General features: G+C 70.0%; 2 protein-coding genes (both running past the window's edge). Both read right to left on the reverse strand.

Annotation, left to right across the window (positions count from 1 at the left end):
- Positions 1-6,428, reverse strand: the 5' end (the start) of a protein-coding gene (locus ACQPWU_RS29730; protein WP_433445028.1) for a non-ribosomal peptide synthase/polyketide synthase. It extends 16,618 nt beyond the left edge of the window; only the first 6,428 of its 23,046 coding nucleotides appear in the window; the start codon lies at positions 6,426-6,428; its stop codon lies off the left edge, out of view.
- Positions 6,425-20,315, reverse strand: partial view of a non-ribosomal peptide synthase/polyketide synthase gene (locus tag ACQPWU_RS29735; RefSeq protein ID WP_433445029.1) — the 3' portion only. It continues 5,090 nt past the right edge of the window; only the last 13,891 of its 18,981 coding nucleotides appear in the window; its start codon lies beyond the right edge, outside the window — the gene reads right to left on this strand; its stop codon occupies positions 6,425-6,427. Before ACQPWU_RS29735 ends, ACQPWU_RS29730 begins: the two co-directional genes overlap by 4 nt.

Genomic DNA, 20,315 nt, shown 5'->3' on the forward strand with positions numbered 1-20,315 from the left:
ATGTGGAACGCGGCGCGGAGCCGGGAGATGACCTGGATGGCGGCGAGCGAGTGGCCGCCCAGCTCGAAGAAGTTGTCGTCGGCCGCGATCCGGTCGAGGCCGAGCACCTGGGCCCAGACTCCGGCCAAGACCTCCTCCGTGGCCGTCCTAGGAGCGGTGAACTCGCCCGGCCCGCCGTGCGGTCCGCTCTCCGGCGCAGGCAGCGCCGCACGGTCGATCTTGCCGTTCGGCATGAGCGGGATGGCCGCCAGCTCCGCGAAGACCGTGGGCACCAGGTGGTCGGGCAGCGTTCTGCGTAAGAACGCGCGCAGCTCCCCCGCGGGCGGCGTCCCCGCGCCGAGGTCGGCGGGCACGACGTAGGCCACCAGCCTGCGATCGCCGTCGTCCTGCCGGGCCACCACGACGGCGGCCGACACCGCGGGGTGGGCGCGCAGGGCCGCCTCGACCTCGCCCGGCTCGATGCGGAACCCACGGATCTTGACCTGGTGGTCGAGGCGGCCGAGGTATTCCAGTTCTCCGTCGGCGCGCCACCTGACGCGGTCGCCGGTGCGGTAGAGCCGTGCGCCGGGCGGGCCGAAGGGGTCGGCGACGAAACGCTCGGCCGTCAGGCCGGGACGGTCGTGATAGCCCCTGGCCACGCCGGCGCCGCCGATGAACAGCTCCCCGGGGACACCGGCCGGGGCGAGGGCCATGTGCTGGTCCAAGACGTACATGCGGGTGTTGGCGACCGGGCGGCCGATGGACACCGCCGTCCCCTCGGCGAGCTCCTGGACAGAGGACCAGATCGTCGTCTCCGTCGGCCCGTAGAGGTTCCACAGGCCGGCCGTGCGGGCCAGGAGCCGGTCGGCGAGAGCAGCGGGCAACGCCTCGCCCCCGCACAAGACCCGCAGGCGGGGCGAACCGGCCCAGCCGTCGTCGAGGAGCATCTGCCACGTGGCGGGCGTCGCCTGCATGACGGTTACGCCGCACCGCTCGATCTCGGTGGCGAGCGCACGCGGCGACCTGGTCGTGTCCTGTGCGGCGACCACGACCCGGGCTCCCCGGGTCAGCGGCAGGAACAGCTCCAGCCCGGAGATGTCGAATCCTGGGGTCGTCACCGCCAGCAGCACGTCGTCGGGGCCCAGTCCCGGGCGCTCCGCCATGGTGGCCAGGAAGTTGGCCAGGCCGGCGTGGGTCACGGACACGCCCTTGGGCCGCCCGGTGGAGCCGGAAGTGTAGATCATGTAGGCGAGTTGCCCGCCGTGCGTGGCCACACGGGGCGCGGTGCCGGGCTGGGCGCGGAGCGTGGCGACGGTCTCGTCGTCGTCCAGCACCACCACCCGCGCGTCGCCGGAGTGCGCGCCCACTCCCGCGGCCTCGCTGGTGACCAGAACGGCGGCCCCGCTGTCGGCCAGCATGTACGCCAGGCGCTCGGCCGGGTAGGCGGGGTCGAGGGGCAGGTAGGCGCCGCCGGCCTTCCACACGGCCAGCAACGCCGACACCAGGTCGACGCCGCGGTCCAGGCCGACCCCGACCACGGTCTCCGGGCCGACGCCGAGGCCGCGCAGGTGGTGGGCGAGCCGGTTGGCCCGCGCGTCCAGCTCACCGTAGGTCAGCGAGGTCTCCCCCGACATGACCGCGACAGCATCGGGCCGCTCGGCGGCCCGAGCCGCGATCAGGCCGTGCGTCGCGGCGGCCGGCTCCGGCACAGCGGTGTCGTTCCACTCCTCCAGCAGGCGCGTACGGTCGGTGGCGTCGAGCGGCGACAGTTCGGACAGCCGCCGGTCGGGGCCGGTGGCGGCGACGTCGAGGAGCGCGACCAGGGACCTCGCCATGGCATGTGCGGTGGCCTGGTCGAACAGGTCGGTGCTGTATTCGATGGTGCCGTTCAGTGCGTCCGACTCCCCGGCGAGCGTCACGGCGAGGTCGAACTGCGCGACAGCATGGCCGGCCGAGGCGGGCTCGGCCGTCACCTCGCCGAGCGCGGACGGGGTCCCGGCTTCGGCGTTGCCCGGGTCGTAGTGGAAGAACACCTGGAACAGCGGGGTGCGCGACCGGTCCCGCTCAGGCGCGAGTGCGTCGACGACCTGCTCGAACGGCACGTCCTGGTGGGCGTAGGCGCCCAACGCCTCGTGCCGCACCCGGCCGATGAGCTCGGTGAAGGTGGGGTCGCCGGACAGGTCGGTGCGCAACACCAGCGTGTTGACGAAGAACCCGATCAGGTCCTCGATCTCGGCCCGGTTGCGGTTGGCGATGGGGGTGCCGACCACGACGTCGTCCTGGCCGGCGTACTTGCTGAGCAGCACGGTGAAGGCCGACAGCAGCGTCATGAACATCGTCGCGCCAGACTGCCGGGTCACCGCCTCCAGCCTGGCCACCGTCTCCCGGGGGACCTCGAAGTCCACTACGCCACCCGCCGAGGTCCGCACAGCCGGACGCGGCCGATCCGTCGGCAGCTCCAGAACCGGCGCGCCCTCCAACCGCTCACGCCAGTAGCCGAGCTGCCCCTCCAGCACCTCTCCCTGCAGCCACTCGCGCTGCCAGACCGCGAAGTCGGCGTACTGCACCGGCAGCGGAGCCAGCGGCGACGACTCCCCGCGCGAGAACGCCTCGTAGAGTGCGGTCAGCTCCCGGCCGAGCACCCCGGCCGACCAGCCGTCGGACACCGCGTGGTGCAGGCACAGGCTGAGCACGTGATCGTCGGCTCCGAGGCGGATCAGCCGTCCTCTGAACAGCGGCCCAGCGGACAGGTCGAACGGCGTCACGGCGTCGGCGGCCACCAGTTCCTTCGCCTGCGCGAACCCGTCGGGCTCACCGGTGAGGTCCACGACCTCCAGTCCGAGCCCGGTGGGCGGGTCGATGACCTGGTAAGCGATCCCATCAGTGGCGGCGAAACGGGTGCGCAGCACCTCGTGCCGCTCCACGACCGCATCCAACGCAGCACTCAACGCCTCGACGTCGAGCGCACCCGCCAGCCGCAGCGCGATGGGCACGTTGTACTCGGTCGAGCCCGGCTCCAGCTGGTCCAGGAACCACAGCCGCTGCTGTGCGAACGACAACGGCAACAGGCGATCACGACTCGTTGGCGTGATGGGGGGTGCGGTGTCGGGAGCCAGAGCCTCGATGACGTCGATCAACTCACCCACCGTCGGATGGTCGAACAGGGCCGCCAGCGGCACCTCCACCCCGAACACCGCCCGCACCCGCGAAATCACCTGCGTGGCCAGCAGCGAATGCCCACCCAACTCAAAGAAGTTATCCCCGATCCCGACCCGCTCCAGGCCCAGCACCTCAGCCCACACCCCGGCCAAGATCTCCTCACCCGGCGTCCGCGCCCCCACAAACACCACCCCAAGCTCAGGGCGGGCGGTATCCGGGTCGGGCAGGGCAGCCCGATCCAACTTGCCGTTGGACGTCAACGGCAGACCGGCCAACTCCACAAACGCCGACGGGATGAGGTGATCGGGCAGGCTGCGTCCGAGGAAAGCGCGTAGGTCGCCGGCGGTGGGGAGGTCTTCGCCTACCAGGTAGGCGATGAGCCGCTGGTCACGGCCGATCACCACTGCGGTCTCGACCGCGGGGTGAGCTCGCAGCGCGGTCTCGACTTCGCCTGGCTCGACCCGGAACCCGCGAACCTTCACCTGATGATCCACTCGGCCCAGGAACTCGATCTGACCGTCGGGCAACCGGCGCACCCGATCGCCCGTCCGATACAAGCGGGAGCCGTCGGTGGTGAACGGGTCGGGCACGAACCGCTCGGCCGTCAGCTCCGGGCGACCCGCATAGCCTCGAGCAAGCCCCGCCCCGCCGATGAACAGCTCACCGGCCACTCCGACCGGGACCGGCTGGAGATGGCGGTCCAGTACATGCAGCCGGCTGTTGGGCAGCGCATGTCCGATGGGCACGCTGCCCGTCCCGGACACCTGCACAGCCCCCACCCGGGTCGCGGCCACCCCGACGGTGGTCTCGGTCGGCCCGTAATGGTTGAACACCGGACGGTCTCCGGCAGCGGCCAGCACCTGACGCGCCCACCCGGTCGGCGAGGCCTCACCGCCCAGCACCAGCCCCGCAGCCGGCACCAACCCCTCCAGGCCATCCTCACCGGCCAGCGACACCAACTGCGACGGAACAATCTTCACAAAGTCGACCGCGTGCTCGGCCAGATACGCGCGCAGCGCAGCGGGCTCACGCACCGTCTCCGGGCCCGGGACATACAACGTCCCACCCGAGGACAGGCAGCCGAACACCATCGTGTTACCGAAGTCGGTCACCAGCGACTGCAACAGCGCGTACCGCGCCCCATCACCACGCAGCCCCAGCCGTTCCCGCACGCCATGCACGTAGGCGGCCAGACCGCCATGGGTGACCTGCACACCCTTCGGCCGGCCGGTCGAACCGGAGGTGTACATCACATACGCCACCTGACCCGGATGCACCATGACCTCCGGTGGCAACTGCGGGAGAAGGTCCATCGCGACCCCGGTCAGCGGATCGTCCAACGCCACCAGCCGGACCCGGCCGACCGGCAGCTCATCCAGCGTCTCGGAGACGCCGATCACCACCGAGGCCCGGCTGTCGGACAGCATGTAGGCCAGCCGCTCGGCCGGGTAGTCGGGGTCCAGCGACAGGTAGGCGCCGCCGGCCTTCAACACGGCCAGCAGGGCCACCACCATGTCCAGGCCGCGTGGCAGGCACAACCCCACCACAACTTCCGGACCCACTCCCACCGACCGCAGATGATGCGCCAGCCGATTCGCCCGCACCTCCAACTCCGGATAGGTCAACGCGCCATCGGAGGCCACCACCGCCACCCCGCCGGACTGAGCGGCGATCCACTCATGCACCCCACCGACCGGAACCGGCACCGCAGTGTCATTCCACGCCGCCAACCGATCCCACTCGACCGAGCCCAGCAGCGACACCTGCGACAACCGAACCGAAGGATCAGCCGCCACAGTCTCCAGCAACACCGTCAGATGCCCGACCATCCGCTCCACCGTCGAACGATCGAACAACTCCGTACTGAACTCGATGGAGCCCCCGAAGCCGCGTTCCCGCGCGATGAGGAACAACGTCAGGTCGAACTTCGCCGTCACCGCGACCGGAGGGCCGATCGCCTCCGTCTCCAGGTCGACGTCGCCGTCGTCGGCCATCGCGTCCTGGTCGTAGTTGAACAACGCCTGGAATAGCGGCGTGCGCGACCGGTCCCGCCCGGAGGTCAGCGCGTCGACGAGCTGCTCGAACGGGACGTCCTGGTGGGCGTACGCCGCAAGTGCTTCCTGCCGCACGCGAGTGACGAGCTCGCTGAAAGTGAGGTCACCGGAGAGGTCGGTGCGCAACACCAACGTGTTGACGAAATAGCCGATCAGGTCCTCGATCTCGGCCCGGTTGCGGTTGGCGATCGGAGTGCCCACCACCACGTCGTCCTGACCCGCGTACTTACCCAACAGCACGGTGAAAGCCGACAGCAACGTCATGAACATGGTCGCGCCGGTCTGGCGAGTCACCACGCGCAGCCCGGCGGCGATCTCCTCCGAGATCTCGAACTCGACCTTCGCGCCCGCCGAGGACCGCACGGCCGGACGAGGCCGATCCGTCGGGAGCTCCAGAACCGGAGCGCCCTCCAACCGCTCACGCCAGTAACCGAGCTGCTCCTCCAGCACCTCACCCTGAAGCCACTCACGCTGCCAAACCGCGAAATCGCCGTACTGCACCGGCAACGGAGCCAACGGCAACGGCTCCCCAGCCCGGAAGGCCTCATAAAGCGCGGTCAGCTCTCGGCGCAGCACGCCGGCCGACCACTCGTCCGACACCACATGATGCAGACAAAGACTCAACACATGATCATCCGGGCCGAGCCGGATCAACCGCCCCCGGAACAACGGCCCCACCGCCAGATCGAACGGCGCCACCGCATCAGCCGCCACCAACTCCTCAGCCCGCGCAAACCCCTCCGGGTCACCACTGAGGTCCACAACCTCCAGCCCGAACCCCGTCGACGGGTCCACCACCTGGTGCGCGAGCCCGTCGGCGTCGGTGACCAGACGGGTGCGCAGCACCTCGTGCCGCTCCACGATCGCATCCAGGGCAGCACTCAGCGCCTCGACGTCGAGCGCACCCGTCAGCCGCAGCCCGACCGGTACGTTGTACTCCGCCGAGCCCGGCTCGAGCTGGTCGAGGAACCACAGCCGCTGCTGCGCGAATGACAACGGGATCATGCCGTCGCGGGGGCTGGGGACGATGGTCGGCGCCACTGTGTCCACGGCCCACGCGGCTTCCCGGTCCTGGAGAAGCCGGACGATCTCGTCTCGATGGCGGCGCAGTTCCTCGCGCAGCTCATCGCTGAGGGCGTCCTTCGGCGCGACCACCTTGAGCCGACCGTCCGCGAGGTAGATCCGCGCGCCCCGGTTTTCCAGATCGCTGAGCAGATCAGCAGGGGAGATCGTCACTGGGAGACCCCGTTCTCGTCCGAGTCGGCTTGGCGGGAGTGCGTTTCCAGGCTGTGCAGGACCTCGTCTTCCGACATCTGCTCGATCTCCTCCCAGATGCGGGCCTCGATCACGTCGCTGAGTCCGCTGACCGTGGGGTGGTCGAAGATCTCCGCCAAGGGCAGGCCGAGCTGGAACGCCAAGCGCAGGCGGGAGATCACCTGGGTGGCCAGCAGGGAGTGCCCGCCCAGGTCGAAGAAGTTGTCCGTGGCTCCGACCCGTTCCAGGCCGAGCACCTGTGCCCAGATCCCCGCGACCCTCTCCTCGGTCGGGGTGCCGGGCGGGACGAAGTCCCCGTCCAGCTCGGGCCGTATACCGTCGGGTGCGGGGAGGGCGGTGCGGTCGATCTTGCCGTGCCGGGTCACCGGCAGGGCCGCAAGCTCCACGAATATCGATGGGACCAGATGCTCCGGCAAGGTACGGCGCAGCACGGATCGCAATTCGCTTGCAGGGGGCAACCCCTCGGCCTGATCGGTCGGCACGAGATAGGCGATAAGTCGCTCCAGCGGGTCGGCGATCACCACGGCGCCACTGACCGCGGGGAGCGCGTGCAGCGCGGCTTCGACCTCGCCCGGCTCGATCCGGTAACCGCGGATCTTCACCTGCTGGTCGGCGCGGCCCAGGAACTCCAGCTCGCCGCCGGGTAGCCAGCGCACCCGGTCACCGGCCCGGTAAAGGCGCGAGCCGTCAGCGGCGAACGGGTCGGCGATGAACCGCTCGGCCGTGAGGTCGGGGCGGCCGCCATAGCCTCGGGCCACGCCGACGCCGGCGATGAACAACTCGCCCGGAACGCCGACCGGGACCGGCTGCAGATGCCGATCCAGCACATACACCCGGGTATTCGGCAACGGGCGGCCGATCGGAGCGGGCCCGTCCGCCCCCGGCTCGATCCCGGCCAGCTCGCTGTAGGTCGAGTCGATCGTGGTCTCGGTGATGCCGAACGCGGTCAGCAGCCGCGCACCCAACACCTCGCGAGCCCGCACCACAGCAGAAGTCCGCCACACATCGGTGGTCACCACCACCAACCGCAAGGACTCCAGCCGCCGCCCCGACCCGGCCAGATAATCCACCAGGCCATCGACAAACCGCGGCGCCAACTCCAGCGCGTTCACCCCGAACCCAGCGATCACCTCCGCCAACTCCGAAGCAGAAGCCTGCACCCCGACCTCGCCCAACACCAGAGCGCCGCCGGAACACAACGCCCGGACCAGATCACCGGTGAACACGTCGAAACCCACACTGGTCACCGACAACCACCGCAACGGCTGCGAGAAATGCGTCCGCGACCACGCCTCATACGTCCCGGCCAATGACCCATGCGTCACCAGCACACCCTTCGGCCTGCCCGTCGACCCCGACGTGTAGATCACACACGCCAACTGCCCCGCATCACACACACCACCGGACAGCCATTCCGGCCGCGTCGGAATGTCCTCCGGGCTCACGACCAGGACATCCCCCGGCACCGGCGCATCCGCCACCACAACCCGCACCCCGCTGTCGGCCAGCATGAACGCCACCCGCTCCGCCGGATAATCCGGATCAAGAGGCAGACAAGCCCCACCGGCCTTCCAGACCGCCAGCACCGCCACCACGAAGTCCAGCCCCCGCGGCAGGCACACCCCCACCACCGACTCCGGCCCCACCCCAAGCCCACGCAGGTGGTGAGCGAGCCGATTCGCCCGCATCTCGAGTTGGGCGTAGGTCAGCGACTCCTCACCACACATCACAGCCACCGCATCCGGAGCCGCCACCACCCGCTCCGCAATCAGCTCATGCACCCCGAAAACACCAGACAGCGGCGCGCCAGTCGCATTCCACCCCTCGACCACCTGCCGACGCTCGTCCTCGGACAGGAGCGGAATCTCCGACAGCCGCCGGTCAGGGTCGACGCCCATCTCGTTCAGCACACCGGTCAGATGGCCGGCCAGGCGCGTCACGCTGGATTCGTCGAACAGTTCGGCGCTGTACTCGATGGCCCCGGCCAGCCCGCCGCTGCTGTTCTCGACCAGGACGACGGTGAGGTCGAACAGCGTGGTGTCCCGAGACAGCTCGACCTCAGAAAGTGCGAGGTCACCGAGCTGCAGCCGCCGGTCCTCGCTCTCGTGGTGACCGTAGTCGAATAGCACCTGGAACAGCGGGGTGCGGGAGCGGTCGCGTTCGGGGGCGAGTGCGTCGACGACCTGCTCGAACGGCACGTCCTGGTGGGCGTAGGCGCCCAGCGCCTCGTGCCGCACCCGGCCGATGAGCTCGGTGAAGGTGGGGTCGCCGGACAGGTCGGTGCGCAACACCAGCGTGTTGACGAAGAACCCGATCAGGTCCTCGATCTCGGCCCGGTTGCGGTTGGCGATGGGGGTGCCGACCACGACGTCGTCCTGGCCGGCGTACTTGCTGAGCAGCACGGTGAAGGCCGACAGCAGCGTCATGAACATCGTCGCGCCAGACTGCCGGGTCACCGCCTCCAGCCTGGCCACCGTCTCCCGGGGGACCTCGAAGTCCACTACGCCACCCGCCGAGGTCCGCACAGCCGGACGCGGCCGATCCGTCGGCAGCTCCAGAACCGGCGCACCCTCCAACCGCTCACGCCAGTAACCGAGTTGCCCCTCCAGAACCTCACCCTGGAGCCACTCGCGCTGCCAGACCGCGAAGTCGGCGTACTGCACCGGCAGCGGAGCCAAGGGCGACGGCTCCCCGCGCGAGAACGCCTCGTACAGGAGAGTGAGCTCCCTGCGGAGCACTCCGGCCGACCACTCGTCCGACACCACGTGATGCATGACCAGGCTCAGCACATGCTCATCCGCGCCCAGCCGGATCAACCGGCCCCGGAACAACGGCCCCGCTCCAAGGTCGAACGGCGTCACGGCGTCGGCGGCCACCAATTCCTTCGCCTGCGCGAACCCGTCGGGCTCACCAGTGAGGTCGACGACCTCCAGCGCGAAATCGGACGCTGGGTCAACCACTTGATGGCCGACACCGTTGTCGTCCGTCACCAGCTTGGTGCGGAGCACCTCGTGCCGTTCCATGATCGCGTCGAGTGCGGCACGGAGCGCGGACACATCCAGGGGCCCGGCCAGCCGCAGCGCGATGGGCACGTTGTACTCGGCCGAGCCCGGCTCCAGCTGGTCCAGGAACCACAGCCGCTGCTGTGCGAACGACAACGGCAACAGGCGATCACGACTCGTTGGCGTGATGGGGGGTGCGGTGTCGGGAGCCAGAGCCTCGATGACGTCGATCAACTCACCCACCGTCGGATGGTCGAACAGGGCGGCCAGCGGCACCTCGACCCCGAACACCGCCCGCACCCGCGAAATCACCTGGGTGGCCAGCAGCGAATGCCCACCCAACTCAAAGAAGTTGTCCCCGATCCCGACCTGCTCCAGGCCCAGCACCTCGGCCCACACCCCGGCCAAGATCTCCTCACCCGGCGTCCGCGCCCCCACAAACACCACCCCAAGCTCAGGGCGGGCGGTATCCGGGTCGGGCAGGGCGGCCCGGTCGAGCTTGCCGTTGGACGTCAGCGGCAGGCCGGCCAACTCCACGAACGCTGAGGGGATGAGGTGGTCGGGCAGGCTGCGTCCGAGGAAAGCGCGCAGGTCGCCGGCGGTGGGGAGGTCTTCGCCTACCAGGTAGGCGATGAGCCGCTGGTCACGGCCGATCACCACTGCGGTCTCGACCGCGGGGTGAGCTCGCAGCGCGGTCTCGACTTCGCCCGGCTCGACCCGGAACCCGCGAACCTTCACCTGGTGATCCACTCGGCCCAGGAACTCGATCTGACCGTCGGGCAACCGGCGCACCCGGTCACCCGTCCGATACAAGCGGGAGCCGTCGGTGGTGAACGGGTCGGGCACGAACCGCTCAGCCGTCAACTCCGGGCGACCCGCATACCCCCGCGCCAGCCCCGCCCCGCCGATGAACAACTCGCCCGCCACCCCGACCGGGACCGGCTGGAGATGGCGGTCCAGTACATGCAGCCGGCTGTTGGGCAGCGCATGTCCGATGGGCACGCTGCCCGTCCCGGACACCTGCACAGCCCCCACCCGGGTCGCGGCCACCCCGACGGTGGTCTCGGTCGGCCCGTAATGGTTGAACACCGCGCGGTCTCCGGCAGCGGCCAGCACCTCGCGGGCCCACTGCACCGGCGAGGCCTCACCGCCCAGCACCAGCCCTTCGGCCGGCACCAATCCAGCCAGGCCATCCTCACCCGCCAGCGACACCAACTGCGACGGAACGATCTTCACCCAATCAATCGCGTGCTCGGCCAGATACGCGCGCAGCGCAGCGGGCTCACGCACCGTCTCCGGGCCCGGGACATACAACGTCCCACCCGAGGACAGGCAGCCGAACACCATCGTGTTACCGAAGTCGGTCACCAGCGACTGCAACAGCGCATACCGCGCCCCATCACCACGCAGCCCCAGCCGTTCCCGCACGCCATGCACGTAAGCGGCCAGACCGCCATGAGTGACCTGCACACCCTTCGGCCGGCCGGTCGAACCGGAGGTATACATCACATACGCCACCTGACCCGGATGCACCACCACATCCGGCGGCGACTGCGGCAGAACCTCCATCGCGACCCCGGTCAGCGGATCGTCCAACGCCACCAGCCGCACCCGCCCCACCGGCAACTCATCCAACGTCTCGGAGACGCCGACCACCACCGAGGCCCGGCTGTCGGACAACATGTAGGCCAGCCGCTCGGCCGGGTAGTCGGGGTCCAGCGACAGATAGGCGCCGCCGGCCTTCAACACCGCCAGCAAGGCCACCACCATGTCCAGACCGCGTGGCAGGCACAACCCCACCACAACCTCCGGACCCACCCCCACCGACCGCAGATGATGCGCCAACCGATTCGCCCGCACCCCCAACTCGCCATACGTCAGCGCCCCATCGGAGGCCACCACCGCCACCCCACCGGACTGAGCGGCGATCCACTCATGCACCCCACCCGACGGAACCGGCACCTCAGTGTCATTCCACACCGCCAACCGACCCCGCTCGACCGAGCCCAGCAGCGACACCTGCGACAACCGAACCGAAGGATCAGCCGCCACAGCCTCCAGCAACACCGTCAGATGCCCGACCATCCGCTCCACCGTCGAACGATCGAACAACTCCGTACTGAACTCGAAGGCACCAGCCAGGTCCCCATCGCCGGCGTGGCCGAGGACCAACCGGAGGTCGAACTTCGCGACCACAGCTCCCGGCAGTTCGACCGCGGCCGAGTCCAGCCCGAGGCTCTCCTCCTCGGCCATCTCCTCCTGGTCGTAGTTGAACAGCACCTGGAATAGCGGCGTGCGCGACCGGTCCCGCCCGGAGGTCAGCGCGTCGACGAGCTGCTCGAACGGCAGATCCTGATGGGCGTAGGCGCCCAACGCCACATTCCGCACCCGGCCGACCAGGTCGGTGAAGGTGGGGTCGCCGGACAGATCGGTGCGCAGGACAAGGGTGTTGACGAAGTAGCCGATCAGGTCCTCGATCTCGGCCCGGTTGCGGTTGGCGATCGGCGTGCCCACCACCACGTCGTCCTGACCCGCGTACTTACCCAACAGCACGCTGAAGGCCGACAGCAACGTCATGAACATCGTCGCGCCGCTCTGCCAAGTCGCGGCACGAAGCCCGGCCACCGTCTCGGCGGGGACCCTGAACGAGACGGAGTCGCCCGTGGAGGACCGCACGGCCGGGCGAGGCCGGTCCGTCGGGAGCTCCAGAACCGGAGCGCCCTCCAACCGCTCACGCCAGTAACCGAGCTGCCCCTCCAGCACCTCACCCTGAAGCCACTCACGCTGCCAAACCGCGAAATCCGCGTACTGCACCGGCAGCGGAGCCAACGGCGACGCCTCGCCCCGCGAGAACGCCCCGTACAAAGCTGTCAGCTCTCGGCGCAACACCCCGGCGGACCACTCGTCCGACACCACATGATGCAGACAAAGGCTCAACACATGATCATTCGGGCCGAGCCGGATCAACCGCCCCCGGAACAACGGCCCCACCGCCAGATCGAACGGCGCCACCGCATCAGCCGCCACCAACTCCTCAGCCCGCGAAAACCCCTCCGGGTCACCACTGAGGTCCACAACCTCCAGCCCGAACCCGCCCGGCGGGTCGACAACCTGGTAGGCCACGCCGCCGGTGGGGACCAGGCGGGTGCGCAGCACCTCGTGCCGGTCCACGATCGCGCCCAGCGCTGCACCCAGTGCCACCTCGTCGAGGGGGCCGGTCAGCCGCAGAGCCAGCGGCACGTTGTACTCGGTCGACTCCGGGGCCATCTGAGTGAGGAACCACAGGCGCTGCTGCGCGAACGACAGCGGCAGAAGCCGGTCACGGCCGACCGGAACGATCGGCGGGACCCGCGTACGGCCGCCTGAGCTGTCGACCAGCTCGGCCAGCTCCGCGACCGACGGGTGGGCGAAGAGGGCGCCCAGCGGCACCTCGACGTCGAACACCGCCCGCACCTGGGACACCGCCTGGGTGGCCAGCAGCGAGTGGCCCCCCAGCTCGAAGAAGCTGTCGCCGACCCCGACCCGCTCCAGCCCGAGGACCTGCGCCCAGATCCCGGCCAGGACCTCCTCCGTCGCGGTCCGGGGGGCCACGAAATCGGCCGCGAGGTCCGGCCTGCTGCTGTCGGGAGCGGGCAGCGCCGCCCGATCGATCTTCCCGCTCGGGCTCACCGGCAGCGCGGCCAGTTCGACGAAGACCGAGGGCACCAGGTAGTCGGGCAGTCCGGCGAGCAGGAACGCGCGCAGCTCACCGGCCGAGGGGATGCCGTCCGCGACGTCCTCGGCGACGAGGTAACCCACCAAACGCCGGTCCCCGCCGTCCTCGTGGGCCACGACGGCCGCCGCCGCGATCTCGGGGTGCGCTACCAGCGCGGCTTCGACCTCACCGGGTTCGACCCGGTGGCCCCGGACCTTCACCTGCTCGTCAACCCGACCCAGGAACTCCAGTTGCCCGTCCGGCCGCCACCGCACACGGTCGCCGGTGCGGTACAGCCGCGAGCCCTCACCACCGAACGGATCCGCCAGGAAACGCTCGGCCGTCAGCTCAGGCCGACCGCCATACCCACGAGCCAGGCCGCTCCCACCGACGAACAACTCGCCAGGAACCCCCACCGGAACCGGCCGAAGGTGCCGATCCAGCACATACACACGCGCATTGGCGATCGGACCACCGATCGGCGGAGCCCCAGCATCGGCCACATCACACAACGCCATCGACGCACACACCGACGTCTCCGTCGGCCCGTACGCGTTGAACAACCGACGCCCACGCCCCCACACGCCGGCAAGTTCCGAGCTCAGCCGTTCCCCCGCTGTGAGCAGGGTGGTCACGGCGGACAGCGCGCCGGGCTCGAGGACGCCCAGCAGGGACGGTGGCAGTGTCGCCACGCTGACTCGGGCCTGGGTGGTGAGCGCCGCCAGCGCGGCCGGTTCGGACCGGGCCTCCGGGGTCGCGACGACCAGGGTCGCGCCGACGGCCAGCGCCATGAACACCTCGGAGACGGAGGCGTCGAAGCTGAAGGGCGCGAACTGCAGCACCACGTCGCGCCCGGTGGTGCTCAGCACCCGGCGCTGCCCTTCGACGAGGTTGACCGCGCCGCCGTGGGTCACCTGGACACCCTTGGGGCGGCCCGTCGAGCCCGAGGTGTAGATCACGTACGCGAGCTGACCAGGTTGGACGGCGACAGCGGGCGCGTGCGAAGGGGCGGCCTCGATGCCCAGCACCGTCAGCGGGTCGTCCAGCACCATCACACGGGCCCGCCGTACCGCGAGGACGTCGAGGGAGTCGGCGGTGCCCAGCAGGACGGACGCCCTGCTGTCAGCCAGCATGTACGAGAGCCGCTCGGCGGGGTAGTCAGGATCCAGCGGCAGGTATGCCCCGCCGGCCTTCAGCACGGCGAGCAGCGCGACGACCATGTCCAGGCCACGCGGCAGGCACAGGGCGACCACGGTTTCCGCCCCCACCCCCGAGTCGCGCAGGTAGTGCGCCAACCGGTTCGACCGGGCCGCCAGCTCGCCATAGGTCAGGGACTGGTCGCCGAAGACGACGGCGAGGTCGTCGTCCTGGCCGGCGATCAGCTCGTGCAGTCCGCCGGCCGGCACGGGGGCCCCGGTGGCGTTCCAATCAGCGAGCGTCCGGTCGCGTTCGGCGGCGTCCATCACCGGCAGCTCCGAGAGCGGGAGCGCCGGGTCGGCCGCCACCGCGCCCAGCAGCACGACCAGCCGGTCCACCAGGCGCTCCACGGTCGCGCGGTCGAACAGGTCGGTGCTGTACTCGATGGACCCGGCCAGACTGTCGACGTTGCCGCCGAGTGTCACAGTGAGGTCGAATTGAGCCACCACCCTGCTCACGGAGGCAGGCTCGATCGAGAGCGCGCCCAGCTCCAGCGGCGTTCCGGTGTCCCAGTCGACACCGAACATCACCTGGAAGAGGGGGTGTCGGGAGCGGTGACGCTCTGGGGCGAGCGTGTCCACGAGTTGCTCGAACGGCACATCCTGGTGGGCGTAGGCGCCGAGTGCCGCGCTGCGAACGCGGCCCAGGACCTCGGTGAACGTGGGGTCGCCGGACAGGTCGGTGCGCAGGACCAGGGTGTTGACGAAGTAGCCGATGAGGTCTTCGGTCTCGGCCCGGTTGCGGTTGGCGATGGGGGTGCCGATCACGATGTCGTCCTGGTCGGCGTACTTGCCGAGGAGCACGGTGAAGGCAGCCAGCAACGTCATGAACATGGTCGAGCCGCTGTCGCGGGTGATCCGCTGTAGCCCGGCGGCGACCTGCTCGGGCACGTCGAAGCGCACCACTCCACCGTCCGAGGAGCGTACGGCGGGGCGGGGCCGGTCGGTGGGCAGCTCCAACGTCGGAGCCCCCGCCAGCTGCTCGCGCCAGTAGTCGAGCTGCTCCTCCAGCACCTCGCCCTGGAGCCACTCGCGCTGCCAGACCGAGAAGTCGGCGTACTGCACCGGCAGCGGAGCCAACGGCGACGGCTCACCCCGCGAGAACGCCTCGTACAGGGCGGTCAGCTCCCGGATGAGCACCCCGGCCGACCACTCGTCGGAAACCACGTGGTGCATGCACAGGCTCAGCAGATGTTCTTCTGGCGCGAGCCGGATCAACCGGCCGCGCAGCAGGGGTCCGGTGGACAGGTCGAACGGCGTCACCGCGTCGGCGGCGACCAGTTCCTCGGCCTGCTCGGCGCCCAGCTCGACGACCTCCAGCCCGAACCCGGACGGCGGGTCGATCACCTGGTGGGCCACCCCGTCCACGGCCACCAGGCGGGTGCGCAGCACCTCGTGCCGCTCCACTATCGCGTCCAACGCCGCCCTCAGCGCCGGCACGTTCAGGGGACCGCTCAGCCGCAGAGCGAGGGGTGCGTTGTACTCCGATGAGTCCGGTTCCATCTGGTCCAGGAACCACAACCGCTGCTGGGCGAACGACAGCGGCAACGGCGTGTCCCTGGAGACTGGAAGGATCGGCGGGACCGGCACACCCGGCGCGGAGACATCGACGACGGCGGCCATCTCGCCCACCGTGGGGTGGTCGAAGATCGCCGCGAGCGGGACGTCGACGTCGAAAGCGGCCCGCAGCCGGGAGATCACCTGGGTCGCCAGCAGCGAGTGCCCACCCAGGTCGAAGAAGTTGTCCGTGACTCCGACCCGTTCCGCCCCGAGTACCTGCGCCCAGATACCAGCCAGGACCTCTTCACTCGGCGTGCCGGGAGCGACGAACTCACCGGTGAGGGCTTCCGGTGCAGGCAGGGCAGCGCGGTCGAGCTTGCCGTGCCGGGTCACCGGCAGAGCCGACAACTCCATGAATATCGACGGCACCATGTACTCGGGCAGGCTGTCCCGCAGGAACGCGCGCAACTCCGCAACCGGCGGCAGCTCTCCGACCACGTAAGCGACCAACCGCTCCAGCGGATCAGCAACCACCACGGCGGCGCTGACCGCAGGGTGCGCCAGCAGCGCGGCTTCGACCTCGCCCGGCTCGATCCGGTAACCGCGGATCTTCACTTGATGGTCGGCGCGGCCCAGGAACTCCAGCTCGCCGCCGGGTAGCCAGCGCACCCGGTCACCGGCCCGGTAAAGGCGCGAGCCGTCAGCGGCGAACGGGTCGGCGATGAACCGCTCGGCCGTGAGGTCGGGGCGGCCGCCGTATCCCCGAGCCACGCCGACACCGGCGATGAACAATTCCCCCGGAACGCCGACCGGGACCGGCTGAAGATGCCGATCCAGCACATACACCCGCGTGTTCGGCAACGGGCCGCCGATCGGAGCAGGCCCATCCGCCCCCGCCTCGATCCCGGCCAACTCGCTGTAGGTCGAGTCGATCGTGGTCTCGGTGATGCCGAACGCGGTCAGCAGCCGCGCACCCAACACCTCGCGAGCCCGCACCACAGCAGAAGTCCGCCACACATCGGTGGTCACCACCACCAACCGCAAAGACTCCAGCCGCCGCCCCGACCCGGCCAGATAATCCACCAAGCCATCGACAAACCGCGGCGCCAACTCCAGCGCATTCACCCCGAACCCAGCGATCACCTCCGCCAACTCCGAAGCAGAAGCTTGCACCCCGACCTCGCCCAACACCAGAGCGCCGCCGGAACACAACGCCCGGACCAGATCACCGGTGAAGACGTCGAAACCCACACTGGTCACCGACAACCACCGCAACGGCTGCGAGAAATGCGTCCGCGACCACGCCTCATACGTCCCGGCCAGCGACCCATGCGTCACCAGCACACCCTTCGGCCTGCCCGTCGACCCCGACGTGTAGATCACACACGCCAACTGCCCCGGATCGCACACCGCCTCCGAAACCGATCCCGGCCCCGCCTGGACGTCCGGACTCACGACCAGGACATCACCCGCCACCGGCGCATCCGCCACCACAACCCGCACCCCGCTGTCGGCCAGCATGAACGCCACCCGCTCCACCGGATAATCCAGGTCAACAGGCAGACAAGCCCCACCCGCCTTCCAGACCGCCAGCACCGCCACCACCAGATCCAGCCCCCGCGGCAGGCACACCCCCACCACCGACTCCGGACCCACCCCAAGCCCACGCAGATGCCCGGCCAGCCGACCGGCCCGCGCCTCAAGCTGGGCGTAGGTCAGCGACTCCTCACCACAGACCACGGCCACGGCCTGCGGAGCCGCCACCACCCGTCCCGCGATCAGCTCATGCACCCCCGACGCCCCACCACCAGGCACCAAGGTGTCGTTCCACCCCTCGACCACCTGCCGACGCTCGTCCTCCGGCAGGAGCCGTACCTCCGACAGCCGCCGGTCGGGGTCGGCCGCGACCGCCTCCAGCAGGATGGTGAGGTGCTCGACCAGCCGTTCCACGGTCGTTTCGTCGAACAGGTCGGTGCTGTACTCGACCTGCCCGCTCAGCCAGGCGTCCTGGCCGTTGTCAGACAGGACGAGCGTGAGGTCGTAGAGCGCGGTCCGCTGCGGAAGCGGTACGCCCGAGACGTCGAACCCGTCGCCGAGCCCCGACGCCCAGCCGCCCCCGGCTCCTTGCGCGTACTCGAACAGGACCTGGAACAGCGGGTGGCGGGACCGGTCGCGCTCGGGAGCGAGAGCGTCGACGACCTGCTCGAACGGCACATCCTGGTGGGCGTACGCACCCAACGCCGCACCCCGCACCCGACCGACCAACTCGCCGAACGTCGGATCGCCGGACAGGTCGGTACGCAACACCAACGTGTTGACAAAGAACCCGACCAGATCCTCGACCTCGGACCGGTTGCGGTTGGCGATCGGCGTGCCCACCACCACGTCGTCCTGATCGGCATACCTGCCGAGCAGCACGGTGAAGGCCGACAGCAGTGTCATGAACATCGTCGCGCCGCTCTGCCGCGTCAGCTTCCGCAGCCCGGCCACCGTATCCGCCGGCACCGTGAACGCGACCTTCGCACCGCTCGAGGTGCGTACGGCGGGGCGCGGCCGGTCGGTCGGCAAGTCCAGCAGAGGAGCACCGTCCAGCCGCTCACGCCAGTAACCGAGCTGCCCCTCCAGCACCTCGCCCCGCAGCCACTCACGCTGCCAGACCGCGAAGTCGGCGTACTGCACCGGCAACGGCTTCAGCGGCGACGGCTCCCCACGCGAGAACGCCTGGTAGAGGGCCGCCAGTTCCGTGCGCAGGACGACCGTCGACCACTCGTCGGACACCACATGATGCATGCTCAGGCTGAGCAGGTGGTCGTCCGGGCCGAGCCGGATCAGCCGTCCTCTGAAAAGGGGTCCGGCCGCCAGGTCGAACGGCGCGGCCGCGTCGGCGACGGCCATGCCCTCGGCCCGCGCGGGCCCGTCGGGCTCGCCGGTGAGGTCCACGACCTCCAGCCCGAACCCGGATGGCGGGTCGACGACCTGGTAAGCAACCCCATCAGTGGCGGCGAACCGGGTGCGCAGCACCTCGTGCCGTTCCACGATCGCGTCGAGCGCCGCGCTCAGCGCCGCCACGTCCAGCGCCCCGCGCAGGCGCAGCGCGACCGGCACGTTGTACTCCACCGAGCCCGGCTCCAGTTGGTCCAGGAACCACAACCGCTGCTGCGCGAACGACAACGGCACCCGCCCGCTCCGAGGCACCGGGATGATCGGGGGCGCCGCCTCCGGCGACGACGCCTCGATGACCTCGATGAGCTCGCCCACGGTCGGGTGGTCGAACAGGGCGGCCAGCGGCACCTCCACCCCGAACGCGGCCCGCACCCGGGAGATCACCTGGGTGGCCAGCAGCGAGTGCCCGCCCAGGTCGAAGAAGTCGTCCTCGATCCCGACCCGTTCCAGGCCCAGCACCTCGGCCCACACCCCGGCCAAGATCTCCTCACCCGGCGTCCGCGCGCCTGAGAACGCCACCCCGAGTTCGGGGCGTGTCCCGTCCGGCGCCGGCAGTGCGCGGTGGTCGATCTTGCCGTGAAGGGTCAGCGGGACCGACGCCAGCTCCACGAACACCGACGGGATCAGGTAGTCGGGCAGGGTCGTCCGCAGGAAGGCGCGCAGCTCGGTCGTGGGCGGCAGTCCGGTGGCGGATGAGGCCGGCACCGCGTAGGCGACCAGCCGTGCGTCGCCGCCGTCCGCCTGAGCCACCACGACCGCGGCAACCACGTCGGGGTGCAGGAGCAGGGCCGCCTCGACCTCACCGGGCTCGATCCGGAATCCGCGCACCTTCACCTGCTGGTCCGCCCGGCCCAGGAACTCCAGCTGGCCATCCGTCCGCCAGCGGACCCGGTCGCCGCTGCGGTACAGCCGGGAGCCGTCGGCGGCGAACGGGTCGGCCACGAACCGCTCGGCGGTCAACTCGGGGCGACCGCCATAGCCGCGGGCCACCCCGGGGCCGCCGACGAACAGCTCTCCCGGCGCCCCGACCGGCACCGGTGACAGGAAACGGTCCAGCACGTAGACCCGGGTGTTCGGGAGGGGGCCGCCGATCGGGGTCGGCCGCTCGTCACCGGGCTCTATACCCGCCAGGTCGCTGTAGGTGGAGTCGATCGTGGTCTCGGTGATCCCGAAGGCTGTCAGCAGCCGGACGTCGGGGCCGAGCACGCGGCGGGCGCGAACCACTCCGGGTGAGCGCCACACGTCCGTGGTGACGATCACCAGGCGCAGCGTCTCCAACCGCTCGCCCGTCGACTCGAGGTGCGCCACCAGCTCGTCGACGAAGCGGGGGGCCGACTCGAAAGCGTTCACGCCGTGCTCGGCCACCGTGCGGGCCAGGTTGGGGGCCGAGGCCTGGAGGCCGGTGGGGGCCAGGATCAGCGCGCCACCGGAGCACAGCGCCCGCACCACGTCGCCGGTGAAGACGTCGAAGCTGGCGCTGGTGACCGACAGCCAGCGATAGGCGGCGCCGGCC

The sequence above is a fragment of the Nonomuraea sp. CA-141351 genome (assembly GCF_050944675.1).
GTDB lineage: Bacteria > Actinomycetota > Actinomycetes > Streptosporangiales > Streptosporangiaceae > Nonomuraea.